26 protein-coding genes, 1 tRNA gene and 2 pseudogenes are annotated in these 24921 nt (G+C 61.3%); 13 read left to right on the top strand and 16 right to left on the bottom strand.

The features are described from left to right. Window positions 1–33: 33 nt before the first annotated feature. A complete protein-coding gene (locus tag IVB22_RS33950; RefSeq protein ID WP_247521502.1) occupies window positions 34–912 on the bottom strand; it encodes a DMT family transporter in 879 nt (292 codons plus the stop codon). Window positions 913–1169: 257 nt separating this feature from the next. On the opposite strand from IVB22_RS33950, the gene IVB22_RS33945 reads away from it, so the two are divergent. Next, window positions 1170–1568 carry a RidA family protein gene (locus IVB22_RS33945; RefSeq protein ID WP_247521501.1) on the top strand — a complete coding sequence of 133 codons (399 nt, stop codon included), beginning with the start codon at window positions 1170–1172 and terminating at the stop codon, window positions 1566–1568. Between the two features lie 87 nt (window positions 1569–1655). Continuing rightward, window positions 1656–1856, top strand: a complete 201-nt coding sequence (locus tag IVB22_RS33940) for a hypothetical protein (RefSeq protein ID WP_214490208.1) — start codon at window positions 1656–1658, stop codon at window positions 1854–1856. A gap of 93 nt (window positions 1857–1949) precedes the next feature. Here IVB22_RS33940 and IVB22_RS33935 read toward each other — a convergent pair whose 3' ends face one another. The 5 genes from IVB22_RS33935 to IVB22_RS33915 all read right to left on the bottom strand — a co-directional run bounded on the left by IVB22_RS33935 (window position 1950) and on the right by IVB22_RS33915 (window position 5733). Beyond that, entirely contained in the window at window positions 1950–2381 is a 432-nt protein-coding gene (locus tag IVB22_RS33935) for a hypothetical protein (RefSeq protein ID WP_374207779.1), read from the bottom strand. A gap of 67 nt (window positions 2382–2448) precedes the next feature. After that, complete coding sequence (locus IVB22_RS33930) at window positions 2449–2802, bottom strand: hypothetical protein (RefSeq protein WP_214490206.1); 354 nt, start codon at window positions 2800–2802, stop codon at window positions 2449–2451. Window positions 2803–3005: 203 nt separating this feature from the next. Next, window positions 3006–3605 carry a formyltransferase family protein gene (locus tag IVB22_RS33925; protein WP_247521500.1) on the bottom strand — a complete coding sequence of 200 codons (600 nt, stop codon included), beginning with the start codon at window positions 3603–3605 and terminating at the stop codon, window positions 3006–3008. Window positions 3606–3938: 333 nt separating this feature from the next. Next, window positions 3939–5102, bottom strand: coding sequence for a DUF2235 domain-containing protein (locus tag IVB22_RS33920; RefSeq protein WP_247521499.1), 1164 nt, complete (start codon window positions 5100–5102; stop codon window positions 3939–3941). Window positions 5103–5316: 214 nt separating this feature from the next. Beyond that, on the bottom strand, window positions 5317–5733 hold the full coding sequence (locus tag IVB22_RS33915; RefSeq protein ID WP_247521498.1) for a hypothetical protein: 417 nt from the start codon (window positions 5731–5733) through the stop codon (window positions 5317–5319). Window positions 5734–5886: 153 nt separating this feature from the next. Between IVB22_RS33915 and IVB22_RS33910 the strand changes: the two genes are divergently transcribed. Further along, a complete protein-coding gene (locus IVB22_RS33910; RefSeq protein WP_247521497.1) occupies window positions 5887–6291 on the top strand; it encodes a DUF5413 family protein in 405 nt (134 codons plus the stop codon). Here the strand turns inward: IVB22_RS33910 and IVB22_RS33905 are convergent. Beyond that, window positions 6283–6528: a hypothetical protein gene (locus IVB22_RS33905; RefSeq protein WP_247521496.1), complete on the bottom strand. Its 246-nt coding sequence runs from the start codon at window positions 6526–6528 to the stop codon at window positions 6283–6285. The two genes, IVB22_RS33910 and IVB22_RS33905, sit on opposite strands and share 9 nt — an antisense overlap. A gap of 176 nt (window positions 6529–6704) precedes the next feature. Between IVB22_RS33905 and IVB22_RS33900 the strand changes: the two genes are divergently transcribed. The 3 genes from IVB22_RS33900 to IVB22_RS33890 all read left to right on the top strand — a co-directional run bounded on the left by IVB22_RS33900 (window position 6705) and on the right by IVB22_RS33890 (window position 10112). Then, window positions 6705–7100: a hypothetical protein gene (locus IVB22_RS33900; RefSeq protein ID WP_247521495.1), complete on the top strand. Its 396-nt coding sequence runs from the start codon at window positions 6705–6707 to the stop codon at window positions 7098–7100. A gap of 292 nt (window positions 7101–7392) precedes the next feature. Further along, window positions 7393–9615 (top strand): PAS domain S-box protein, encoded by a 2223-nt coding sequence (locus IVB22_RS33895; RefSeq protein ID WP_247521494.1) that lies wholly within the window; start codon window positions 7393–7395, stop codon window positions 9613–9615. A gap of 104 nt (window positions 9616–9719) precedes the next feature. Beyond that, on the top strand, window positions 9720–10112 hold the full coding sequence (locus tag IVB22_RS33890; RefSeq protein WP_247521493.1) for a response regulator: 393 nt from the start codon (window positions 9720–9722) through the stop codon (window positions 10110–10112). Window positions 10113–10120: 8 nt separating this feature from the next. Here IVB22_RS33890 and IVB22_RS33885 read toward each other — a convergent pair whose 3' ends face one another. Beyond that, on the bottom strand, window positions 10121–10516 hold the full coding sequence (locus IVB22_RS33885; protein WP_247521492.1) for a hypothetical protein: 396 nt from the start codon (window positions 10514–10516) through the stop codon (window positions 10121–10123). Between the two features lie 83 nt (window positions 10517–10599). Here IVB22_RS33885 and IVB22_RS33880 point away from each other — a divergent pair, with 83 nt between their 5' ends. After that, entirely contained in the window at window positions 10600–11088 is a 489-nt protein-coding gene (locus IVB22_RS33880; protein ID WP_247521491.1) for a hypothetical protein, read from the top strand. 343 nt (window positions 11089–11431) lie between these two features. Here the strand turns inward: IVB22_RS33880 and IVB22_RS42150 are convergent. Continuing rightward, window positions 11432–11536 (bottom strand): annotated as a pseudogene (locus IVB22_RS42150) (PEPxxWA-CTERM sorting domain-containing protein); the annotation flags it as partial. A 474-nt stretch (window positions 11537–12010) separates the two neighbouring features. Here IVB22_RS42150 and IVB22_RS33875 point away from each other — a divergent pair. The 3 genes from IVB22_RS33875 to IVB22_RS33865 all read left to right on the top strand — a co-directional run bounded on the left by IVB22_RS33875 (window position 12011) and on the right by IVB22_RS33865 (window position 14601). Then, window positions 12011–12244 (top strand): hypothetical protein, encoded by a 234-nt coding sequence (locus IVB22_RS33875; protein WP_247521490.1) that lies wholly within the window; start codon window positions 12011–12013, stop codon window positions 12242–12244. Between the two features lie 661 nt (window positions 12245–12905). Continuing rightward, window positions 12906–13415: a hypothetical protein gene (locus IVB22_RS33870; protein ID WP_247521489.1), complete on the top strand. Its 510-nt coding sequence runs from the start codon at window positions 12906–12908 to the stop codon at window positions 13413–13415. A 982-nt stretch (window positions 13416–14397) separates the two neighbouring features. After that, window positions 14398–14601, top strand: a complete 204-nt coding sequence (locus tag IVB22_RS33865) for a cold-shock protein (protein ID WP_247521488.1) — start codon at window positions 14398–14400, stop codon at window positions 14599–14601. Between the two features lie 1073 nt (window positions 14602–15674). Here the strand turns inward: IVB22_RS33865 and IVB22_RS33855 are convergent. Both IVB22_RS33855 and IVB22_RS33850 read right to left on the bottom strand, forming a co-directional pair. Further along, a complete protein-coding gene (locus IVB22_RS33855; RefSeq protein ID WP_247521486.1) occupies window positions 15675–15839 on the bottom strand; it encodes a hypothetical protein in 165 nt (54 codons plus the stop codon). A gap of 670 nt (window positions 15840–16509) precedes the next feature. After that, window positions 16510–16677 (bottom strand): hypothetical protein, encoded by a 168-nt coding sequence (locus IVB22_RS33850; protein ID WP_247521485.1) that lies wholly within the window; start codon window positions 16675–16677, stop codon window positions 16510–16512. Window positions 16678–17261: 584 nt separating this feature from the next. Between IVB22_RS33850 and IVB22_RS33840 the strand changes: the two genes are divergently transcribed. Then, window positions 17262–17501 carry a helix-turn-helix domain-containing protein gene (locus IVB22_RS33840; protein WP_247521484.1) on the top strand — a complete coding sequence of 80 codons (240 nt, stop codon included), beginning with the start codon at window positions 17262–17264 and terminating at the stop codon, window positions 17499–17501. Here the strand turns inward: IVB22_RS33840 and IVB22_RS33835 are convergent. After that, window positions 17502–17711 (bottom strand): annotated as a pseudogene (locus IVB22_RS33835) (hypothetical protein); the annotation flags it as partial. It abuts the gene before it with no gap. Between IVB22_RS33835 and IVB22_RS41465 the strand changes: the two are divergent. Then, entirely contained in the window at window positions 17691–17819 is a 129-nt protein-coding gene (locus IVB22_RS41465; RefSeq protein ID WP_256467491.1) for a hypothetical protein, read from the top strand. The pseudogene IVB22_RS33835 and the gene IVB22_RS41465 sit on opposite strands and share 21 nt — an antisense overlap. 1175 nt (window positions 17820–18994) lie before the next feature. On the opposite strand, the gene IVB22_RS33830 is transcribed toward IVB22_RS41465, so the two are convergent. The 3 genes from IVB22_RS33830 to IVB22_RS33820 form a co-directional block, all read right to left on the bottom strand. After that, window positions 18995–19070: transfer RNA gene (locus IVB22_RS33830), tRNA-Lys, on the bottom strand. Between the two features lie 143 nt (window positions 19071–19213). Beyond that, the gene (locus IVB22_RS33825; protein ID WP_247521483.1) at window positions 19214–21892 is read right to left on the bottom strand and encodes a glycosyltransferase; all 2679 of its coding nucleotides are present in this window, start codon (window positions 21890–21892) and stop codon (window positions 19214–19216) included. A gap of 214 nt (window positions 21893–22106) precedes the next feature. Further along, on the bottom strand, window positions 22107–22670 hold the full coding sequence (locus IVB22_RS33820; protein ID WP_247521482.1) for a beta-1-3, beta-1-6-glucan biosynthesis protein: 564 nt from the start codon (window positions 22668–22670) through the stop codon (window positions 22107–22109). 247 nt (window positions 22671–22917) lie between these two features. Here IVB22_RS33820 and IVB22_RS33815 point away from each other — a divergent pair, with 247 nt between their 5' ends. Next, entirely contained in the window at window positions 22918–24543 is a 1626-nt protein-coding gene (locus IVB22_RS33815) for a beta-(1-6) glucans synthase (RefSeq protein ID WP_374207778.1), read from the top strand. On the opposite strand, the gene IVB22_RS33810 is transcribed toward IVB22_RS33815, so the two are convergent. Further along, window positions 24503–24883 carry a hypothetical protein gene (locus IVB22_RS33810; protein ID WP_214490146.1) on the bottom strand — a complete coding sequence of 127 codons (381 nt, stop codon included), beginning with the start codon at window positions 24881–24883 and terminating at the stop codon, window positions 24503–24505. The two genes, IVB22_RS33815 and IVB22_RS33810, sit on opposite strands and share 41 nt — an antisense overlap. Between the last annotated feature and the right edge of the window lie 38 nt (window positions 24884–24921).

Below are 24921 nucleotides of genomic sequence, written 5' to 3'. Positions count from 1 at the left end.
GCGTGATCTAGATCACAGCTCGGCAAATAAATTTCAGCTTGGGGCGGACGCCTTAGTCGAGGGATTCGGTTTCAGGTTCAACAGATTGCCGGTGAGAATCAGCGCCGCACCGAGCACGGTGAGCAGATCCAGCCGTTCGGAATAGATCAGCCAGCCGGCGGCGGCGCTCAGTGGAACCCGCAGAAAATCCATCGGGATCACCACGGTGGCATCCGCATGCAGCATCGCGCGCGCCATGCAGTAGTGGGAGAACGTGCCGCAAAACGCGATCACCACGATCCAGCCCCAGAGATAGGTCGGCGGCCACGTCCAGACGTAGAGTGCGGGAAGCAGACCTGCCGCCGATTGTATCACCAGCATCCAGAACATGATCGAGAGCGTCTGCTCGGTCCGGGTCAGCGACTTGACCATCGCGACCGACACGCCAAACCCGACTGCCGCGGCAAGCGCGATCAGCTGGCCCGGGTCGACTTCGCTGGTGGCGGGACGAACGATCACGACGACGCCGACGATGCCGAGCACGATCGCCGCAATCTTCCAGACGGTCATCCGCTCGCCGAGAAACGTCGCGGCCAGGATCGCGGTCCAGATCGGCATGGTGAATTCGATCGCCACCACCTGGCCGATCGGGATCAGCGTCAGTGCAAAGAACCAGCCGAGCTGTGCGCCGTAGTGAATGAGGTTGCGCGCCACGTGCTGCGGCAGCCGCGTCGTCTTCATCATGCCAAATCCGCCGCTGGCGCGGATCAGCGGGTACAGCATCAGGAAGCCGAGGACCGAGCGCATCTCCATGAGCTGGAACACGTTGATCTCGCGCGCCGCCTCGCGTCCGGCGATCGTTATGATCAGCATCAGGGAGAGCCAGCCGGCCATCCACAGCGCAGCCAGGGTTTTGGATTGTGTGCGGTCCATTCGGGAAGCTGAGGGGTTAGGGCAGGCCGGTATCGGCGAGCGCGCCACAATTTGCAATGCGCATATGCAGCGGGGCAGCGATGCGCGGCGTCGCAATTTCGCTGTGGGAGCGGCGGCCGGTTCAGTGCTAGAGCTTCGGTTCTGATTGATCAGAACCGAAGCTCTAGATTCTTGTTTTGACGCGTTTTCTTCACGCGAACCGGTACCCACTTCGCTTGAAAACGCTATAAGACGGCGGTCTCAAGGAGGACTTACGCATGCGTATCTTGCAACCGGCCGAATGGTCGAAACCCCGCGGCTTCTCGCACGGCGTCGAGGTCGACGCTTCAGGCAAATGGGTCGTGCTGGCCGGCCAGACCGGCGGCGACGAGAAGGGCGACTATGCCCCAGACATGGCCGACCAGGTCGGCACGGCGCTGAAGCGCATCGTCAAGCTGCTTGGAGAAGCCGGCGCGGGACCGCAGCACATCGTCCGCCTGACCTGGTACCTGACCAGCCGCAGCGAATACGAAGCCGCGGGTCCCGGCATCGGTGCAGCCTGGAAGGAAACGCTCGGGCGCAATTTCCCGCCATCGACGCTGCTCTACATCGACGGGCTGGTCGACCAGCGGGCGAAAGTCGAAATCGAAGTTACCGCCTTCGTGCCCAAGGCTTAACTGTCAAGGCGTAACTGTGATCACAAGCGCCAGGCGCTGTCTGCTTCAATAAGCGCGCCGGCAAGGACAAAAGGATATCGTGAGCCAATGACCACTCGATCGACCTCTGCAGACTTCGTGACCGCCTTCGCAACCGGCTGGCCCGAGCACCAGCCCGACATCATGGTACTGTCGCTGACCACGCAGCGGGGCGTGCAGGATTTTGCGTTCAACAAGGAGCAGGCTTTGTTGATCGCCAAGACGATCAAGGAGACCGCGGCGAAACTCGAGAAGCCAAAGACGAGTTAAAGAACGACGTGAGCGACCACACTTGTCGTCGCGCGCCTTGTGCGCAATTACGCACAAGGCGGGCGATGACAGTTGAGGGTGGGGGAAACGAGTCTACTTCGACAGCAAAATATTGGCGGCGCGGAACTGGCTGTCGGCCCTCATGGCGATCGCCTGCTTGTTGCCGGTCGTCTTCAACGAAATGCTGGAGCTGAAACCGGCCGCCTGGGCAATGATCTGGAAGCTGCCGCCGGCGCCGTGGCCCTGGATGCTGCCGCCGACATTGCGGCTGGTCTCGCTCCAGGTGCCGGTGACTTCGCCGCCCGCCGCGACCACCGCCGCGTGCAGGTTGAACCTGTAGGCGTCGCTGGCGCAGGTGAGGTTCATGTCCATGCTGGCGCCGATCACCTTGTAGGTCGCCCGGCAGCGGATGCGCTCGCTCGAACCATCGTCCAGCGTCACGGTGCCGGGACCGGACCAGGTGCCGGCCATGCCGGCGAATGTACTGGACTGGGCGTAGCTCGTGGAGTCCGAAAGGGCTGTCAAAAAAAACGCGACGGCTGCGAATGTCAGCCGCCGCGCTTTGGCGAAAAATTCTGAAGTCTGGCTTGCCTTACTGACGGGACGCTTCCCATCGACCGCTGCACGCGACACCAGCTGAAGCCCCATTCCATTTCCCCGATCCGGAGTTGCCACTGAGTTGACCGTTCGCATATGCACCATTGATCGAGACTCGCACAAGTCCCCCGCTGCCGACACTGCCGGAAACAGGACCGCCCGAAATCTTGCCGTCGGCGACATTCACGGTCGAGGTAGTCTGCGCATCGCAACTGCCCGTTTTTGTGACAACGGTAACCTGCCAAAGGCCGTCATAGGGCGACTGCGCGGAGGCCGGAGCTGCGGCCAGGGTCGCGGCGGAGGCAAGAAACGAGGCAAACAAAATGTCGCTGATGCGATTGGCGCGCATGGATCAAATCCTTGAGGTGTGTGTGAAGACACGCCTTATCTGGTCACAATGTGTCCAAACTTGGGTGCGACGCAACACTGCGGAATGTTCCCGAAATTTCAAACACATCAAGGTGAATCCGGTTCCGGGCGAGGAGCGAAAAAAGCTGCGATTTCGCCACTGATTCCGTACCAACAGCCGCGCCAGAGGTAATTAGGTAGGGTTCAGTGTTTCGCGTCGGACAGGCTTGGCGCTTGGGTGGCGAACTCCTCCTCCTGCGGCGTGGCCGGGAGGTTGTTGTGGGTCTTGGCGTGAAAGATGACGTCAGCGAGCAGTTTCTGGCCCAGCGGGGCCAGCGCGCGTTCCCAGAGCTCGCGCGCGGTCTCTCCCTTCCTGACGAATACCCACTCCTGCGCGGCGATGGCGCCGGCATCCATGCGGTCGGCGAGGTGATAGATGGTGCCGCCGGCGATCGGATCGCCTTCCTTGATGGTCCACTCCACGGCGGCAATGCCGCGATGCCGGGGCAGCAGCGAGGGGTGATAGCCGATGCCGCCGAGTTTGGCGGTAGCCAGTGCTTCCCGGGTGACGCGGGCATGACTATGGGCGGTCACGATCAGGTCGGTATTGGGCGCGATTTCCGGTGCGACCACGCGTTTGGGATCGGCCTGCACGACGACCTCGATCCCGGCGGCCCGCGCGGTCGCGGCAAGCCGATCCTCGCCATCGTGGACGACGACGCGGACGATATCGACGCCGTGTTGGCGCAACGTGTTGAATGTCGTCACGCCGAAATGGCGGGAACCGACCAGGGTGATCCGCATATGTTCTGTCCGTCGTTAATCAGGCCGGTATGCGGATAGCACACCATGGCGGTCTGTTTCGACGCTGGGCCCGGGACTTGTGGGTTATCAACAGGGCCGGCCGGCGCAGGCAGAGCGTTTTCCAGCGAATCGGAGGCCGGTTCGCATCAAGAAAACGCGTCAAATCAAGAATCTAGGGCCCAGTTCCGATCCCATCGGAACGGATAAGGGATCGCCCATTGATCTGAGCTCCTTCTTTCATCAAACGATGTGCAGTATCCCAGTTTGATTGGAGCTCCGCCATCAGTCGTAGCGCATCCTTTGCGTATTTGTTTGTGCAGGTGAATTAGGCGTTCATTGCGCGCCATTTGGACTTCCATAGAAGGGCAAATACTCTCGGTGCTTCGCCAGCGCCTTTGGACGATAGGGTCGGTCGCCAGTCACGCAACGTGCCTTGGCTAAGCCAAAGCGGTTGTGAACAAAGTCTTCATGTAGGATGTCCGGCCCATTGCCGTCTCGTACGCCTTCCCTGGTGCCCTCGGTCCAGGCGCGACCCCATCCGGTCCGCTCGTCGTGCTGGATGCCTTCGTATGAAGGCGTCAGTTTCAGCTTGGTCATATCCACGATGAGCGGATGCTCGACTGCCATTGCCTCATTGATCATCCACTCCAGCGCCAAATCGGATAGGCCCGTCTCGCGATAGCCACCGCCCACATCGGAATGTACGCCGGGAAACCAAACTTGCTTGATACGATCCCGCGCTTTGGCTTCCGGCGATTCTTCCGACTCGTCCCAAATCTCCGGCGCGAAGATTTCGCGGTTTTCGTCGATCGAGAGCGCTTGGCGTCCGTAGGGGATGCTGGGATTTAGCGAGGCATTGTGGAAGTCGTGACGCCACAAGACCAATCCGCTTGAGCCCGGAATGCCGAGCGCGCGCACGGTGTCCCAGACTCCAATAAAATAGGGAAAGGGAGGGTTGCTGGAATCGATGGAAAGGCTCTGGTAGCGGTTGCGATATTGCAGGCCAAGGGCAATGCGCTCTTCTTGCTTCTCATTGTCTCCGTAGTGCTTGTAGACAGTTTCAACCGCCTCCTCGACAAGCGCCAATCGACCCTTCTTATTCTGACGGTCGCGAGGACTGTTTCCCGCGGCGTCGCGTTGCGGAATACCACACAGCGACAGCACGCCGCCGAGACTGCGTACGGTAAACGCACCGCGACTGAATCCGAAAAGAAAAACCCGGTCTCCCGGTTCATAATATTCGATGAGCGCTGTATAGCAGTCCTTGATATTTTGTGAGATTCCGAGGCCTGTCGCCCGGCTGGCGAGATCGTACGCCCAACGCCACCACTCACGCTTGTGCTCCACACCCAGCCCTTCATCATAGAAGGTTACCTGTCGAGCGGGGGCAGCCTTTTCGGTTGCGTCCCATAGCTTCCAGACGTTGGTGCGCTCCGCCTTCGGCATGCTAGCACCTTGGCCAGTTCCGTCGGAAAATATCACAATGTTCTTCGCCATGTTCTTGCTCCGCTTTTCTTACCCGGAAAGGGGGCGGCACCGGCGCTTGGGACATGCACGGCCTAAGTGAAGGGCGGCCGTCGCGGTTGAATCAGCCCAAGCAAAAGGGCTCCTGCGTCTCCGTAGAGATCCTCATCATCGACGAAGACATCGCGGTACGTCTTCAAGTAATGAGTGAATAAAGCAAACGCTGGGAACACAACTTATAGAGCAATTATTTCAAGTTCGCACTTAAAGTTTTTACGTACCAAAGGTTGTTCCGCGATTTGTTGTCAACAACCCAGACCAAAATTGCGACCGCGACAATGGCGATGCGTTCTCCGCTGCGGTCAACAAGTTCGTTGAAGATCATGGCTTGCGCGAGAGCGAGCGTCACACGCTGTATTCGCTGCGCCACGGTTTCAACGATCGGCTGTGCGAGACCGAAGCGCCGGACGAACGAAAGGATGAGTTTCAGCACAGCCTCGCGAATGTAGTTCGGCCCGGTGCTGTTGTCGGAAACGACGACGAAATTCGCCGGCATCGAGAACGTGACGAGCTGGCCGAAGATCGGCGAGATGACCCTGAACGCGGCGGGCGCGGGGCCTTGCGCGGACGCGGCCGAAACGATCGGCGCGCCCAACGCCGCCAAGCATAGGCCGGTCCTCGTCATCGCCGACTTCCCCAATGCGCCTCCGACCATGGGCCGGAGCGGCGGCGCCGGCCAGCGTGAGTGGCGTCACAGCGGCAACGAACGACGCGGCGCTACGGTTCGGGCCAACATCAGCAACCACGGATTACCAGCATGAAGCGCCTTCTCATCTTTGCCGCCATAGCCCCGCCGCTCGGCTTCGTCGTCGCGTTCTGGGTGATGCTGCAGATTGCCAATTGGCTTGCGGGCAGCCCGAACACGTTCGATGTCGCCCAAATCATGATGCTGCCGACGATATATCTGGTCGGGTTGATCCCCGCGCTATTGGCCGCGTGGTTCGACCATGCCCTTGCAAAGCGAAATGTCTCGTACCGCATCGCGCTCACGGCGCTGTTCGGCTACGCGATCACCTACCTGCCGCTGGCAGCAGCGTTCTGGATCGGCTTCGGCCACGGGCCGTATGTCCTGCTGCTTGGCCTCATCGGCGCGGTGCCGTCGGCGGTGTGTTCGTGGCTGGCGGCGGAGCGGCAGGTGCCTGACCTTGTCCCGTCACCATGACAGGATGCGCAGCTCCGGCCGGGAGTAGGCCGGGATCGGTTGCTGGACCGGCCCGGACTGTTGCTCGGCCACCACCTGCAGCCGCGCCCGCAGGTCGGCGCTGCACTGCTTCATCTGGTTGCGCAACTCGCGCCGGCTGAAGGTGGTGAGGGAGGGATCGCCGAGCTGCCGCCAGGCAGCGCGCAGCCACTGCTGCAGGGCGCGGATATCGGAATCGAGGATCTCAGGCTGGTTCATTCCGCCGGAATCTCAAAACGTGATCGCGCCATGATTAGGCCTGATTCTCCCGCCGGCGCCTACTCCAGGGCAGGACGGACGGCAGGAAAAACCGACGACTTGAAAGCAGAGACCTGGAAGCAGGGGAACGCGTGCCCCACATGATCGTTGCATGAGTGGCTCCTGGAGAGACCTCGATGTCCCGCAATCCGGCGCTTGTTCTCTTCATGGGGCTCGCCCTTATCGTCCCCGCCACGGCATTCGCGCAATTGACGCCGCCAGCCGGCTCGGCCGGCGCCGGCAATTCATCGATATCAGGCGTGCCGTTCGGCCCGGCCAATCCCAGGGCGCTCTCGGATCCCAGCGGCATCGGCAACGCCTCGAATATCCCACCGCTCAGGCCCAACCCTCCACCGCCGGCCGTCTCCTATGGAACGGTTGGTCCGACGGCGCCGCGCGCACGGGTCGCGACGCCGCCCAGTGCCTCGCAACGGATCATCAGCGCGCGCCAACATCGCCCGCGAAAACCGCCGGTTCGGCCACGGGCGCGACCGGAGGTGAGTTCGTTCACGGGCATCTGCCGGGGGTGCTAGCGCTCCGTCCTGCGGGTAGCGAAGGCGCGCAAGAACGGACATTTCGAGTTCCCGCCATCGCGAGGAACAATTTTCTCTGGCCGGACTTATGAGCTGAGCCGTCATGCGTGCCGATCCTGCATGTGGTGACGCCGAGTATCGTGTGACGCAAAATTTGCCCTTGGGGCAGGGGATGCCGGGAATGAACATCCAGCAACGGACGGCCAAGCCTCTCTCCCAGCCAGGCCTGTCTGCCACCCCGGATATCGCCCGAGGGCCTCGCGAAGAACAGTTGCCTGCGCACGAAGACAGGTTGGCTGTCACCTACGAGCATATCGGCGTGGGCATCGCCGAGATCGATCAGGCCGGGCGCATGCTGCGCGTCAACCAGAAGGTCTGCGAGCTGACGGGACAGGAGGCGGCCGACCTGCTCGGCCGCTCCATCTTTGACGAGACCGCGCCACAGGACGTCGCGCAGGATCTTGCGCAGTTCAGGCGACAGATCGCCGGCGAAATCGATCGCTACACGATTGAAAAGCGCCTCGCACGCAAGGACGGCTCATACTTCTGGGCGGAGGTTACGTCCTCAAGCGTTCGCGATGCGTCGGGAAATTTCCTTTACGCGGTGCGCGTTCAGCATGATATCAGCGCCCGCAAGGAGACCGAACAGGCGCTGGCACGCCGCAGCGAAGAGCAGACGGCACTATTCCGGGTCTCCGAAAGGCTCCAATACGCGGCGTCGCTTCCAGACGTCTACGACGCCGGCCTGGACGCCATCCTCGCCGCGCTCGCCTGCAAGCGCGCCTCCATTCTGCTGTTTGATGATAGCGACGTGATGCGTTTCGTCGGATGGCGGGACCTGTCGGACGGGTATCGGAAGGCCGTCGAAGGCCATTCGCCATGGGACAGGGACGAGCGAAATCCGCGTCCGGTCACCTTCGAGGATATCGGCGTTTCAGCGCTTTCGGTTGCGCTCAAGGAAACGATTGCGCGAGAACATATTTCAGCGGTTGCTTTCATTCCGATCCTGATCAGCGGCCGGCTCGCCGGAAAATTCATGGCCTATTACGACAGGCCGCATCACTTCACCGAACCGGAGATCGACGTCGCGCTGACTCTTGCGCGGCAACTGGGTTTCGGCATTGCGAGATTGAGGGCGGAACAGGCGCGGAGCGCCGCCGAAGAGCGTGCGCAGCAGCTCGTGTCCATCGTGGAGTCCTCCGACGATGCGATTATCAGCAAGGATCTGGATGGGATCATCCGGACCTGGAATTCAGGCGCCGAGCGGCTGTTCGGCTATGGCGCCGGTGAGGCCATCGGCAAGCCCGTGACAATTCTTTTTCCGCCAGGGCGCGAAGACGAGGAGCCCGGGATACTCGCGCGCATAGGGCTCGGCGAACGTATCCACCATTATGAAACCGTTCGCCGGCGGAAGGACGGCAGTCTCCTGGACATTTCGCTGACCGTCTCGCCCGTGCGCGACGGCGAGGGGCGCATCGTCGGCGCATCGAAGATCGCCCGCAACATCACCGATCGCAAGGAAGTCGAACGCAAGCTCCGGGAGAGCGAGCAGCGTCTCACCGAATTGCTCGCGGCGATTCCGGCCGCGATTTACACGACCGACGCGGAGGGGAAAATTACCTACTTCAACGAGGCGGCCGTCGAATTCTCCGGCCGGACACCCGCGCTCGGCAGTGACGAATGGTGCGTTACGTGGAAGCTGTTCCTGCCGGATGGCACGCCGCTCCCGCATGACCAGTGCCCGATGGCGGTGGCGCTCAAGGAAGGGCGCGCCGTGCGTGGCGCCGAAGCGGTCGCGGAGCGGCCGGACGGGACGCGGGTGCCCTTCATTCCGTTCCCGACGCCGCTGCGGGACTCTTCCGGCAGGATCAACGGCGCCATCAACATGCTGGTGGATATCAGCGAGCGGCGGCAGGCGGAAACGCAGCAGCGGCTTCTGCTGGATGAACTCAATCATCGCACCAAGAACAACATGCAGATGCTGCAGTCGCTGCTGTTCTCCGCGGCAAGAACCGCGCACAGCGAGGAGGCGCGGAAAGTCCTGAACGAAGCCAGCGCGCGGATCTCGGCCATGGCGGCGGCGCAGCGTGTGCTGTACGGCCGCAGCGACGCCAGCCGTTTCGCGGCGGAAGAATTCCTGCCGGCGGTCTGTGAAACCATCCGGCAATTGCTGCCGCCGGATGCGCGAATTGAATGCGGCGTTGCGCGCGGCGTGCTTTCCAACGACGTGGCGCTGCCGCTCGCACTGATATTGAACGAGCTTCTGACAAACGCCGTGAAGCACGGCATCAAGGATCATGCGAGGCAGGCCGTCCGGGTCAGCTTGACCGATCAGGACGGACGGCTGGCGCTCTGCGTCGAGGATGACGGGGAGGGGTTCGACCTGGAGGAGGTACGCAAGACCTCGTCCGGACTCCAGCTCGTACTCGGCCTCGCGCGCCAGCTGCACGGAACGCTTTGCGTCACGAAAAATCCTTCGCGGGCGTGCCTCGATTTTCCCGCCGCGAAAATCTAGATCGGCGATCGATGACGCCTCAGCAGAGCGAAAGCGCAGGGCATTTTGCGTCGCCGTCCGAGCCGGACCAAAACCCGCCGTCGCCTGCTGAAGAGGCCCGACGGATGGAAGACAAGCAGGGCCCGCCGCGCGTTCTCATCGTCGAGGATGATTTTCTGATCGCCATGCAAACCGAGGTCGCGCTGGCGGCAGCTGGCTTTGAGGTGGTCGGGCCGGCCACGACTGCCGAGGAAGCCGTCGCGCTGGCCGGCGAGGCGCAGCCGACTCTCGCCGTGATGGACATTCGTCTCGCCAGCACCCGCGACGGCATCGACGCCGCGCGGCAACTGTATCAGGACTTCGCCATTCGCTGCATCTTTGCAACCGCGCATGACGATGCGCACACGCGCGGGCGCGCTGAGCCCTATGCCCCGCTCGGATGGCTGCCGAAGCCGTACACCATGGCTTCGCTCATCGCGGTGGTTGCCGAAGCTGTCGCGGTGTTGCGCCGGCCGTAGCGGAAGGCTCAGTCCCGATAGTAGTACCGGCCCTGCGGCGGGTGTCGGTAGTACCTATCGCCGTAATATCGTTGACGTCCCTGCTGATACTGCAGCGGGACCGTTCCGGTCGGATAGCATTGACCGTCCCGGCTATCGACGTCTGCGCCATGCCCGCACGGCACGGGGTAGTGGCCGCCACCATAGTGACGCGGATACTGCCTTGCGGCCTGCTCCTGCGGCGGCAGATAGCCGTTCGGATAGCACAGGCCATCCCGCGCGCTCAGGTCCCAACCATGGCCGCATGGCGGCGGATGGGCGGGTACACGGTATTGCACGGTTTGAGCCAAGGCAGGTGCAACAGCGCTTCCAGGCGTCATGCTCAACTGAACGGCCAGTGCTGCGGCGGCAATGCTGACGGTCATGGTCCTTCTCCGATCAAACCAGAAGCTGCCGGCGTTTCCACGTTGCGCTGACCGGTCGCCCGATCACGATCGAGGGGCTGCTGTTGCGTCCATACGAATATATCAAAACATGCCCTGAATATCCGATGAACGCATTTCAAGTATCGGAAGTGAAATCCCTGCAGCGGCCGTCACGGGATATCAGCGGCGCGGACGAACTGATGTTCAGCGTCGCCGTGCTATCGCATTTCATAGTAGCCGTTTCGTCGATAGTGATAGCCTGGGCGGCCTGCCTGATACTGCCGTGGCACCGTACCAGTTCGGTAGCAGAGCCCGTCGCGAATATCGACGTCTGCGCCGTGACCGCATGGTACCGGCCGCCGGCCGCCGCCGTATTCCAGGGGATAATACCGGCCCGATTGAAACCGCGGCGGCACCATCCCGTTCGGGTAGCACTTGCCGTCACGATCATCGAGATCGTAGCCGTGGCCGCATGGCGGCGGATGGCCGTGACGGCGGTAGCGGATTTCATGGGCCAAGATTCCCTGGGCCAAGGGGACGCTTTCGTTCAGCGGCTGCGCAGGTACGCCTAATTGTAGCGCGAGGGCTACGCCGGCAATGCTGGCAAACATCCTTGGGTCCCTCTTCTGAACACTACGGCGGATTATACGTTTCCATATCGATGCTGTGTGTGCTGTCGGGAAGGCCGGCTTGCGAAATTAGGGCGTCCTTCAAGCGCAACGTTCTTGCGGCCGCCAGCATGCCGACACAGTCTTGGACCATCGCGCAATGGCGGCTGAACGGGCAATTCACCGCCCATTCAGCTTGGCTGAGGCTGGCCCCCGAGGCATGAAAACAAAAGGCCGCCCGGAGGCGGCCTGTCATTGTGATACCGGTAGAGGGTGATGCCGGTAGAGGCATCCGGCCTGTTGAGGATCAGGCGCGTTGAAGCGCGGCTGCCTGGTTGCGGCGGCGATAGGCCAGATAGCCGACGCCGGCGAACCCCAGGATCATCATGGCCCAGGTGGAGGGCTCAGGAACGGCGCTTACGGGTTGCGGTTCGAGCCCGGGTCGTGAGCGCGCGAATAGCCGGTGATCTCAGGCCAACGTTTTTTCATGCCGACGGCGATCTGTTGGGCCAGGCGGTCTTCACACTGGAATGGCTTCAACGACGCTCGACGTTGCGCCCTCAACCGTGCGCGGTGACGCCGGAGGTATCTTTTGGATCGCGTATGCATGAGGCATCGCTCCAAGATTTGGAAGCCACCGCCAAAAAAGGACCCCGGAAAGGCGATGGTCTCCTGGTCGAGGCTTACGACGATCGTGTCTGAGGGATTATTTTCTTACCCGCAAACGTCACGGCGCGTTTAATTAATCTAATAGAGCCATTTAATTGGCCCGAGCGTTTCAGGCAAGCAACCAGCATAATTACGGTTAAATTGTTCGTGCAGAGGCGCTCAAGGGAACTTCCTGCTTTTTCCCGATTTAAGCCCGGGAGCAGGGAGAGCGATAAACATGGCCAAGCGCTGGAGTGCCGAGGATATCAAAGACCTCATGACGCTCGCTCAAAAGTATTCCGTTCAAGCGATTGCTGAAAAGATGGATCGAAGCGTGGGTGGGGTGGCCTTCAAGGCTCACCAACTGGGACTACCTCTGAAAGCGCGCTCAGGGGCCACCGATCCGGAGTCCACGGAGTTCAATTGGACAGAGAGCGACTACAGGCCGCCCGTGTCCGACGAACGCCACTGAGGCAACGCCTACGGATCCTCGAGGCGAAGGTGGTTCCAATGCGGTCTCTGCTTCGAGCCCTAGCCGGTGCGGTAGGCATCCAGCGCATGGGCGGCGAAGATACCCACGCTGACCAGGGCGAGGATAGCTGCTGAGAGCTCGATCATTGCCCGGACTCCCGCCTATGGATTGTGGCGAGGAATCTGCTGCGTGACTGGTTCCAAATGAGATCGAATAAGAGTTGCATGTTGGCTGTCCCTGTCTCGTTAACAACCAGTTACGCACCCCTTTGTTTCAGGACGTTTTCGTCGGCCCCGGAAAATGGTTTCGTCCGGACGTTGGCCGCAACTGAATGATGACAATTTCGCGACCTTCGCGCATGCTTTTTGTGACACCAGCGGAGTGATTCGATCATGCTGGAAGCAATCGTATTGTTGCTGGGCGTGAGCACGTGCGCCCTGATCCTCATTGCCTTCTGGGGCCTCGACCTGCTCGGGATGCGCCGTCGCAGAGGATAGGTTGGTTTGGTTCAATGCGGATCGTTGCCGGACAAGACACCGGGGGCGAGGCTGTCACGCGCGCCTGAGGTGCGCCCGCTCGCAGTAAACCAACGCTTAACCATGGATTGATACTATTTGTTGTGTCCGGGTGGTGACCGTCCGGCTAAACGGGAGCGAATATCATGCCCGTCGAGATGCTGACGTACGCCGAACTGGGCGAAAGGCTCACAATTTCTCCGGAGGCCGCCCGGGCTCTGGTGAAACGACATCGATTGCCGCGTTCCCCCTCCAACGACGGCAAGACACTGGTGCAGGTCGACCTCACCGAAATCAACCATTCCCCAATCTCCCGTCAGCCGCAAACACCGGCCGGTCAACAGGTGGTCACCGCCCTAAAGCAAAAGATTGAGTCCTTGCAGGCCGAACTGCTTGAGGCGAAGGCGATTGCCAACGGCCATCGGGCCGACTTCGAGAGAGAATGCGAACGCACCAACAAGCTCCTGGCCGAATTGCTCAAGGCCACCTCGGAAGGCATGGGCGCCCGGGAAAGGGCGGCTCTGCTCGAAGGGAAGCTATCGATGCTAACGCAACCCTGGCGACGTCGGCTGGTCGATGCTTTCACCCTTGCCTTGCCACAAGTCGCCAGCAACACGCGCGAGGGCGCCGGAAGCATAGCCCAATCGCGCAATTGAACCGACTTGCCCGCTCGCCTCGGCTTTTCTAACTCACGTCTAGATAGGCTCGTCCTGCCGGCTGGCGTCAGCGCCAATGGCGGCGGTACTGACGATGGCCCCAGTAGTGACGATGTCCTGCTCGCTGCCAACCATAGCTGGTGTAGGGGTTTCCGCGCCCGTAGTTCTGGCAATTTGCGTTCGGATAGAACTGGGCGCATTTGCCCGGATTGGTAATTACGTGTTGCGCCGACGCCGGGCTGGCAGGTGCGGATAGGAATAATAGGACAACGGCGCCAAGTAAGATCGTTGGTCTCGTCATCGCAGTCTCGCTTGTTCCTTGTTCGCGACTCTAACGGCGATTGACCGTTAGCGTTCCTATTCTGAACCCATCCACGCTCAGGGAACTCGATCAGATCGCGCATGGTCGGCTCAATCCGTGTAGCCGCTGACCATGGTGCCGTAATGCCAAAAAGCCAGCACCAGCGCGGCTCCACATAGAAGCCAGAACACAACTCCCCAGTTGATTGGCACTTTCCGCACGACCCCCTCCGGATCAGGAACAGGGTCATTGGTTGCCCGCGGCTTGAGGTCAACCTTTGATCTTGATCAATCATCCTACAACCGCGCAGGTAGCGCGCTTAGTCCCTTACCCACCGGTGCGGGTGGACGGTGGCCGGCCGGTGCGGTTTCCCGTCAGTCGGGCTTCATCAGCCCCGCCGTGCCAGCGCGTGCGACAGCCAGTTCGCTTCCGTCTGGACGTTGGCATATAGGCGGCACAGGTGCCGATGACGGAGACCAGCGTCAGCTCAATTTGCTGGGTCTCTACCCAATGCTCATTTTGAAATCGACCCGGCCGGCAATATTTCCTGGAGTAAGGCCACCTCAGATGGCGGCCCTTTCATTCCAGAACTTCATAAGTTTTATTGGCCTTTGGGGAGGGTTGCGGGGCCCCGCGCTATCGATTTAGGCTGTTACCATTAGCTCAAAAGGGAGATCGTCAGTGGCGACAGGTACTGTGAAGTGGTTTAACCCGACGAAGGGATATGGATTCATTCAACCCGACAGCGGCGGCAAGGATGTCTTCGTGCACATCTCGGCCGTCGAAAAAGCGGGACTGAGCGGCCTCAATGAGGGTGCCAAGGTAAGCTACGAAGAAATCAGCAACCGTGGCAAGACGTCCGCTGAAAATCTGAGAGTCGGATGAATTCAACTTTCTAGGTTACAAAGCGAACCGACACTGTGTCTAGGCTGATCTAGGATGTTCGCGTTTCATCACGTTCAGAATGTTTTCGATTCGCCCGGCCAAAAGCCGGGCTTTTCGTTTTCGGAGTGAAACGGCCCCAGCCCTCTCAATAACTGGGGCCGTCATTCCAATGCGCCAAGTCAAGGGGCGACGGATGACTGGCGCCAGCATCAACGCCTAGCTGCCTCCCGTTCCCATTCCCGCCCGGCTCGAACAGCGGCCTGATGGGGCACTCCAAAAGATCCGATTGGACAGCCAATAGAGTAGGTACGAGGTAATCTGCCATTTGCTATCAAGTGGATGTGCCGAACCCAGTTTGTTTCTCGGCACTGACGCATATTCCTTACTTGCGGCCCCAGCCTCCCCAAGCCTGCTGGGGCCGTTTTTTAGATCCCGGTTAAGGCGGCCACACGCGATCAAAAAGCGGCCTCCAGCACCCTGGGAGGAGGTAGCCGGGGCCGCCACTTTCTCCCGGTTCGTTCACGATCCCCCGGGATATCCAACCCGAGGCGGCCGGGCTGGCAAGGGTTACGCCGGATCCGAAGCTATTTGGTCAGGTGAGCAAGCATGGCCTCACAGGCGTTCTCGGCTTCGGCGAACGTCTTAAAGGGGGATCCGCCCACCCTGACGGCAGTCCTGTTGAAATTGATGGGGCGCCAAGAGGCTACAAAGCCGGGCTTCCCGTGAAGTCCAGGACCACTGCTACTCTCATTACTGATTACGAATGAGAAGCCGCGCTCGCTCGCGCTCCATATCTCTAGCGCCTGTGTCGCGGGAGCAATGCGGCTGAAGTGCATGGGCATTCCACGATCCAGCGAGCCAAAACGGCCCCAGGTTTTCAGGCTGGGGCCGCCAACCTGGAGGCAGGTTTTCTTCCAGCCAGGGGGCTTTGGGGGCATCGGCCGGAAGCGAGGATTCGACGCCTCGCCGTGCCCGGAGTTCCAGCGATTGCCAACATTTTCCCGACAGCGCGGCGATGGCTTGGCCAAGCGGAAGCGCCCCGCCGGATGCTTGCCGCAAGGTGTCGCCGAGCGTCACGATTGAGCAAGAGCAAGCATTGAAAGGGCAGTCTGCTCTTCGGCAAGGCGGCTCTCGATGAAGTGGCGTTCGACATCCGATAGTCGGGTCTGAAGCAAACGGCGATAGCGCGCGATGTTGTTCTCGTGCGCGCGCCGGCGAGCCAACTTCTCATCGATCATCGTGGTTATCCTGACGCTCTTGGGGTCGTGAGATCCAGCTTTGCAATATCGGCCGCTAGGAAACCGCAAGGACTGTTTTGGAGACGGCACGCACTGACACAGAACAAGCCGCCCGGGCGATCACCGGACGGCCCATTCTGCGACTGCTGGCACGGAGCCAGTTCCATCGCACTCTCATCTGGGCGGGGCCGTCGTCGCTGCGAGAGCGGAGCAACGGCCCCTTATCGCGCGATACGCATGGTCGGGTTTAATGCGCGCCGGCCAAAACCGCACGACTATCGAAATGCTATAACTAGAAATGCCCGTGGCAATTGCGATTTCGAACTAGCCCCTAAGGGCGCGCTTCTCGCGGCCCAGTTCTGTCTTACGGTGGTGATGTGATCGCCTGACATGGTGCGACGGTGAGGTGTCTAACAATTCGCCCTGGCGTAAGGCGTTCGCCGAACTCCGGCAGCGGGGCCCACGCGCGAGGGCCATTGCTATCAGCACGTCCACGCGATCACGGTTGCGATCGATTAGTACGCTGAGAAGCGCTGGGCAACCTCGATTACTTTCTCAACATTTCCCCGGTCGGCTGCTGAAATGCCGGCTAGCTAACCCTGCCGCAGGTTAGTGACGCTTTGATTGCAGCGCCGATGGCCGAAGACCCGTTGAGAATCCCAACCGGTTACTAGGCGTTGTTCTTTGGCCTGGAGTCGAGAAGGCTTGGCAAAGGCGGCATCTGCTGGTGGGAAGCATCGGTCGGCTCGTCGGAAGGTGACTCAACTTCCTTCGCCTTCTTTCCGCTGACAAGGACACCAACAAAGCCGGCGACCACCAGCAAGGTCCCTGCGATCATCAGCCAATGCGGTAATTCCAACGATGTTACCATGAGCGCCGATGCTCCGTTCTCCTCTCCGGAAGGCAACGAGACGTGGTGAGGTCAGTTCCTGGGGCATTCGTCGCTGCCGTGGTGACCGTAAACCTGACAGGTGAATTTCGCTCAGGATCGGACAGGCGAACGTCCATCACCCCAGCCTCCGGCGTCGATGGCCTTGGGTAGCTCGGCCGTCTCTATGATCCTCTTCGTGAATTTGCCTGGGTGTGCCATATGTTGTCTATCGGGCAGACGACGCTACCTGAGATGATAACGATGCGATATGCAACGTTCGATTTCCAGCGTTATTTTGGAGACAATCGCGACCGCGGCGATGATCGTTCTCCTGATATATGTCCTATTCGGCCCGGCAACTTAGGACGCATTCATGCGGCAGATTTATCTTCCTTGTCCTCGCCGCGGTCGACGATCCTGATTGCATCATCGGGCAGTGGTCGCTGAAGCGCCTTGGCCTCATCCCACGGCGCGCATTGTTTGGCACGGGAAAGTCTGCCGTCTCCTAACATTCTGGTGTAGGCTACAGTGGGACAGAGGGAGGCGCGGCGATGCCTCAAGAGAATTACGCTGCCAAGCAGCAACGGATCGGCGAGCGCCTGACGCGTGCGATGGCCAAGGCCCGCATGGATCGCCGCGAGCTTGCCGAACTGACGGGCTACAGTGAGGCACAGATCGTGAGCTGGGAGCGCGGGCGCGCGCGGCTGTACCCGATCGAGCTGATAAAGCTGTGTCATGCGCTCGACGTGATGCCGGAGTGGCTGCTGTGCTGGGAGCGCCGCCTCCATTGATCAGCAGCGCCAGCGTTTTCCACCGTTATCCGCCATGCTGCAGCCCTGTCTTCGTCCCCCGCCGCGCATCACCAACGTGAGCGCATCGTCCGGCAACGGCCGCTTCAGCGCTTTGGCCTCATCCCACGGGGCGCGCGTCCAAACATCGCGCTCCTCATCGGTCATTAGGATGACAGGCATTGCCTTCGGGTGAATCGGCTCGACGACGGCGACAGCGAACCAATCATTTGCGGACCCACCGACGCCATCGTCACGTTTCGCAAGTCTGGCATTGACGCGTTGTTTATGGATGACGTGTTTCTGACGGCGCAGGCCTGACTTCGACCCGAAGGCTTGGGAAAACCGGCTATCGAGCCTGTTGGATGCAATTTTCTCAGCGTCGGGCCGCTAGATCGTGGGAACTTAGCACACGCGGCAATATCCCCAAGATGCGCAACAGCTGCCGACCGCGCAACCGACCGCGCAGGCACGGACCGCACAGCCCCGGACCGCACAGCCCCGGCAGCCACGGGCCGCACAGCCGCGGCAGCCACGGGCCGCGCAGCCGCGGCAGCCACGGGCCGCGCAGCCACGGCAGCCACCGCGGGCGGCTAGCTGCACGCCGATGCCAACGTTTTCTTCGTTATCGAGGAGATGGAACGTGGCGAGACTGATGTCGGCCATTTCCTCTTCGCTAAGGACGAAGCGCTGATTAGGAGGGGTATTGTCAGATTGCGCGATATCAGCAGCGGGCATCGTGGATGCTGATGCGCTACCCAGCAGCGAAAAACCCAGTCCAGTGGCACCCAGCACCGTCGCGGCGGCGGCTTTGGTTGTGCTTTTCTGCTTCGAAGCTTGCTTGACCCTTGGCATGGTCTGCATCCTCCGCAGGTTCTTATGATGGTGCTTGAGGTCGCAAGTGTGCGCTTGGCAAATCCGGAGCGCAAGAGTTAGCAGTGCGATAAAATGCGAACCGTCCCATCGAGTTCCCATTCATCTTCATGAACGAAGTCGACACATAGACGCTTTTGGTCGAGCGAAACCAGTTTCTCATAGCGGCGGCTCGGAAGATATCTCGGCGTGAGCAACCGGCGCGGCGGCGGAGTTACGGTGCATGTGCCGATTCCGCCGCCTTCGCCCGATCGAGGTCGCGCTCTCGATCTCTTGCAGCTCGCGCCGACTGATCCGCAGGCGCCAGCGCTTGGTCAACCGGGCCTCATGGCCACGGCGTGGGTGGCGGCGCTTCTTGGTGGGCGGAACGTCGGCCGGCACGGCAGGGAGACCAGGACCGGCCGCAGCTTGGCATAGCCGCCCAAGATCAAAACCTCGATCGTCATGATCGCGCCCATGCCGCAGGGTGGTGCCGGGCGCGGAATCGGTCAACTGAACAGGTTGCGGCGCCAGCGTTTCGACTTGCACCCAAAAATGCACCCAAATCCGATTTTTGGTGATTTTTCTCGGCCGGAACCTGAGCTTCTAGAATTCAAGAAATGCCTGCGCTGCAAGGATTCTTTTGGTGAGCGCGGAGGGACTCGAACCCTCGACCCCATGATTAAAAGTCACGTGCTCTACCGCCTGAGCTACGCGCTCACTTGCCGCGCTGTGTAGGGGGCGGGCCCCTGCGGGTCAATAGTGTCGGCCGACAAAAGTGTCGTTCTGCCGGTGCGGATTCCCGTTGTTTAGCTATCGGTTAGCCCGGCTTCTTCAAGCGGGCCGGACCAACTATCACCACCTCAATTCGCTTCCCGGCGAATCTCGGACGCCACCGGCTGGGACTGGCTGCCGACGGTCGGCAGGCGGACCGGGCGCAGCCCGATCAGTTCCGCCGTCCGCACCGCGCTGTTGCGCCAGAAGGCAAAGGAATTGGTGCGGGAGTTTTCCAAAAGCGCGATCGCGACCGCCGCGAGGAACGGCAGGCTTTGCAGCACCAGCACGCCCGCGAAGACATAGATCTCGTGCACCTGCTTGTAGCCGTTCGTGACGATCAGCACGGCGGCGCCGATCAGCAGCAGCACGCCGATCACGGCTTCCCAGAACGCTTGGAATTCGATCGACATCCGCGACAGGCCGCCCTTGGAGGTGCGGGCGAAGGCGAGATGCTCGGTGATCAGGCCCTGGGCCACGGCGCGCGACACCGTCCATTGCACGCTCATCGCTGCGATCATGGCGCCCAGCATCTGGCCGGCCTTGATCTTCACCCGCAGGCGATAGAGCGCGAGGAAATGCACCAGCGAGACAACGAAGGAAGCGATGATCGGCAGCGTCAGGATCTTGTCGGGGACGGCGATGTCCGCGAACGCCACGATCGGCACCCAGATCAGGTTGAGGATCGCGACCACCACGCCCAGGCTTTCGGCGCCGAGCCAGTTCAGCCAGCCCAGCGAAAATTCGCGGCGCTGGTCCGGTGTCAGCCGGCTCGCGCCGGGCATGAAGCGCCGCCAGTGCTTCTTGACGATCTGGAAGCCGCCATAAGCCCAGCGGTGGCGCTGCTTCTTGAACGCTTCGTAGGTGTCGGGCAGCAGGCCCTCGCCATAGCGGACGTTGGTGTAATGCGTCAGCCAGCCCTGCTGTTGGATGGTCAGGCCGAGATCGGTATCCTCGCAGATGGTGTCGCTGGACCAGCCGCCGGCCATGTCCATCGCGGAACGGCGGATCAGGCACATCGTGCCGTGCACGATGATCGAGTTGAACTCGTTCCGCTGGACCATGCCGATGTCGAAGAAGCCGGCATATTCGCCGTTCATGATGTAGTGCATCAGCGAGCGGTCGCCGTCGCGATGCTCCTGCGGCGCCTGCACCAGGCCGACGCGCGGATCGGCGAATACAGGCACGAGATCCTTCAGCCAGTCCGGATGCACGACATAGTCGGCGTCGATGATGCCGATAATTTCAGCGTCGGCTGCCGTGCGCTCCATGGCTATGCGCAGCGCGCCGGCCTTGAATCCCTGCACCTTCTCGGCATTGATGAACTTGAAGCGTTCGCCGAGCGCGCGGCAGTGGTCCTGGATCGGCCGCCAGAATTCCGGATCGGGCGTGTTGTTGATGATGCAGACGCATTCGAAATTCGGATAGTCGAGCCTCGATACCGCATCGAGTGTCTGCTTCAGCATCTCGACCGGTTCGAAATAGGCGGGGATGTGGATCGAGACCTTCGGGAAGACGACGTTCTCGCCGATGGTGGCGGGCGCCAACGGCGCGCTCTTGGTGATCAGCCGGCGCGGGCCGCGGCCGAAGGCGATCGCCGCGATTTCGTCGATGCGCGCCATCGCGATCAGGACCAGCGGCACCAGAAGGATCAGGCCAAGCGTCAGCGCAAACGCCGAGCCGAACACGAAATAGTGCCCGGCCCAGTAGGCGAACACGGTGGAAGCCCAGGCGCCGACGCCGTTGGCCGCGGCTGAAAGCACCACGGCCTGCATGATGGTCGGCTGCTCGATCCGCAGGATCGGCAGCGACATCAGGATACCGACCAAGAGCGCGATCGCAGCCAGCTTCCAGTAGTTCTCGTTCACGATCGGGCCGGTCCACGCGAATTTCGGTTCGCGGGAAGCATCGAGAATGCCCCAATAGGGTCCGACGCCGCCTTCGAAGAATTTCCAGGGCTGATCGATCGCCTCGACGATGTTGTAGTCGATGCCGATGGCTTCGGCGCGGGTGACGAAATTGCGCAGCACCGAGGCCTGTTGGAACGGGCCGGGGTCGGCGTTTCTCAAATTATACCCGGCGCTCGGCCAGCCGAATTCGGCGATCACGATCCGCTTGCCGGGAAACTGGTCGCGCAGCAGTTGGAACATCGCCACCGCCTGATCGACGGCCTGCTTGGAGGTGAAGTTTTCCCAATAGGGCAGCACGTGCGCGGCGATGAAATCGACGGATGAGGACAGTTCCGGATTGTCGCGCCAGATGTTCCAGATTTCGCCGGTTGTCACGGGGACGTTGACGGACTTCTTTACCTGCTTGATCAGCTCGATCAGGTCGTCGATTTTCTGCTCGCCGCGGAAAATGGTTTCGTTGCCGACGACGATGCCGTTGACGTTGCTGTTGCGCTTGGCAAGGCTGATCGCCGCCTCGATCTCGCGCTTGTTGCGATCGGAATTCTTGTCGATCCAGGCGCCGACGGTGACCTTCAGGCCGAACTCGGCGGCGATCGGCGGCACCAGTTCGACGCCACCGGTCGAGGAGTAGAGACGAATCGCGCGTGTGATCGTCGACAGCTTCTTCAGGTCGGCGCGGATTTTCTCGACCTGCGGAATATTGTCGACGTCGGGATGGGCGCTGCCCTCGAACGGCGCATAGGAGACGCTTGGCAAAATGCCCCTGAAATCGGGGGCCGCCTGCTTCTCCTGGAACAGGCCCCACAGCCCGGCGTGAGCTGCGGTCACAAACAGCAGAACGGCGACGACGGCACGCATCGGAGACTAAACCATACGGGGCTGTAATTTATGGGAAGCGAACCTGTCCCCTAGGTTCGACCGGCACGGCGGCATCATAAGGATAGTCCTGCCGTACGTTTTCACAACTGGTATGACGCCATGACTTTTTTAAGGACGGCGTTTTAAGCGCGCAGCCGATCCAACACCGGATAGATAGGATCGTTCCGCTGAACGTATCCTGAATGCCGGACGTCTATTTCGCCGGCGCGGCAGGCGCCGGCGAGGGCGAAGCGGCCGGCGCTGGCGTCGCGTTGCCGGCGGTCGCAGGTGCCGGACTGGCTGCCGCAGCAGCCTGAGGCTGGGCGCCCGGGTTGATCCAGCAGACGTGGATACGGCTGTCGAGGGTTTCGGCCACCTTGGGATCGATCTGTCCGCCAAAGCGGGTCAGACAGCGGAAGGTCGCCTGGACATGGCCGCCGGGGCAGCCGAACCGATCGTAGAGATCGAGGTGGCGGAATGCGGTGTCGAGGTCATCGCGCCACATCAGGCGCACGACGCGTCGGCCGAGCCAGACGCATTCCGGGTTTCCGCCCGGGCCGTTGATGGCTTGGGCCGCCTCGACGAATTCGTCGGTTTTCCGCTGATTATCCTTCGTGGGGTCGGCCTGATTGCCGGCCGGCGCCTTGCCTTGCTGATCCTGCGGGGCGGGGGTGCCGCTCTGGGCAAACGCTCCAGCCGATCCGATTAGAAGGGCCAGGCCGGCAGCGGCGAAGCGCCTCAAAACCGCAACTCTTGGATCAAGCACCCGTCGACGCATACATTCCCCGATTAGTTTCCAGCCGCGCGGCTGGTGTGGTGATCTGGCTTGTTGCCGCCCAAATTGGTCCCCAATGCGGCGGACACGCTCAGCGATTCAAATGACGGGTATTTCGGATTTTGTCCAGCAAAGTCACAACTTTATCATGGAGGTGGTAAAACTGCCGCAGGGGATGAGGCGCAATATGGCTATACTCCATCTTGGCAGAACGCCGGTGAACGGGTAATCGACGGTCCCCGCCCGGAGGATGGAACCGATTTCTCTTCGTACGCCGCTGGCGCTTCTCCTTTCATCGCTAGGTATGATCGCGGCCCTTTGGTGGTGGCTGGCCACGCCGATCACGCTCGCGCGCGCGCCGATCGATCCCAACGCAAAGCTGCAATGCGTTTCCTACGCCCCGTTCCGCGGCGCGCAGACACCGCTGATACCGACCACGCAAATCTCTCCTGAACAGATCGCGCAGGACCTGGCGCAACTCGCCAAGATCACCGACTGCGTGCGGACCTATTCGATCGAGAACGGGCTCGACCAGGTTCCGGCGCTGGCCGCCAAGGTCGGCCTGAAGGTGATCCAGGGGATCTGGTTATCGAGCAACCGGATCAAGAACATCGCCCAGATTGCGGTCGCGGTCGAACTGACCAAGGAACACCCAGGCGTCATTACGGCGCTGGTGGTCGGCAACGAGGTGCTGCTGCGCGGCGAGATGACGACATCGGATCTCGCGGCCAATATTCGCTCGGTCAAGTCGCGCGTCACCGTGCCGGTCACCTATGCCGACGTCTGGGAATTCTGGCTGCGCAACCGCGAAGTCTATGACGCCGTCGACTTCGTCACCATTCATATTCTCCCGTACTGGGAAGACATCCCGGTGCGCGCGAAATTCGCCGCCGGCCATGTCGATGACATCCGCAAGCGGATGGCGGTTGCGTTTCCAAATAAGGAAATCCTGATCGGCGAAACCGGTTGGCCGAGCGCGGGCAGGATGCGCGAGGGCGCGCTGCCGTCGCGCACCAACCAGGCGCGCGTCGTGTCCGAAATCCTCGACCTCGCCAAGCGCGAAAAGTTTCGGGTCAACCTGATCGAGGCCTATGACCAGCCGTGGAAGCGCCAGCTCGAAGGCACGGTCGGCGGCTATTGGGGTCTGATCGATGACGCGCAGCGCGCGGTGAAATATCCGCCCGGCGAGCCGATCAGCAATTATCCGTTCTGGAAGCTGCAGATGGGATGCGGGATGGCGCTCAGCGCCTTCGTCTTCCTGGCGGGCTGGCTGACGCTGCGACGGCGGCCGTGGAAACCGCGGTTCGCCTCATGGGTCGCGGTCGGAACGTCGGCGACGACCGCCGGCATGCTGCTCGGGGTCGCCGCCGACAAGATGTTTTACGAGAGCTACGGCGCCGGCGGCTGGCTGCAATGGGGGGCGCTGCTGGCGGCCGCCATTGCCTCACCGATGCTGTGCGCGAACGCTGCGATGTCGGGACGGCCGCTGCCGACATTCCTCGAATTGCTCGGACCGAGCGGCGGCCGGACCAACTCGGTGCTGACAGCGCTGCTGGGCTTCGTGCTTGTCGTGACCACGCTGATCGCGGCGGGCACCGCGCTCGGCTTTGTGTTCGATCCGCGCTACCGCGATTTTCCGTTTGCTTCGCTGACCATGGCAGTGGTGCCGTTCGCGGCCTTGATGCTGCTCAACCGGCCGAAAGAGGGCGTGCGCCCGATCGCCGAATCCACTTTTGCCGGGCTGCTGGTCGCAGCCGCGCTCTTCACCGGCATCAACGAGGGCAACCAGAACTGGCAGTCGATGTGGACCTGCGCGGTCTATCTCTTGCTGGCGCTCACGCTGTGGCGGGCGCGGGCCGTGCAAATCCCAAAATGAGCAGGCCGATCGCGATTCCCGACAGCACGATATTGTAGAGCACGATCCCCAATCCCGCCGCGATCAGCCCGCCGGTCAACAGCACAATCGACGGCCGCATGACGTGAAGCGTCGCAATGATCAGCGCGACGATGCCGAATACCGAATTCTTGAACAGATAGGTCGCAAGCGTCCGCGACTTGCACAGCATGCTTTGCAGGCCTGCGTCGCAGGCGAGCGCGACGGTTGAGAATTCGACCGCGAGGTAGCGCAGGTAAAGCGCGTAACCGACGGTGACGAAGCCGACCACCAACAGGAATTGCACTTGATAGGGCGTGAGCCGGAACGGGGATTTTTTCATGGGGACAATATGGTTGGGATTGGCTGCCGGGACAAGCG

Source organism: Bradyrhizobium sp. 190, assembly GCF_023073415.1.
Lineage (GTDB): Bacteria > Pseudomonadota > Alphaproteobacteria > Rhizobiales > Xanthobacteraceae > Bradyrhizobium.
This window is presented reverse-complemented; position numbering and strand designations above follow the sequence as displayed.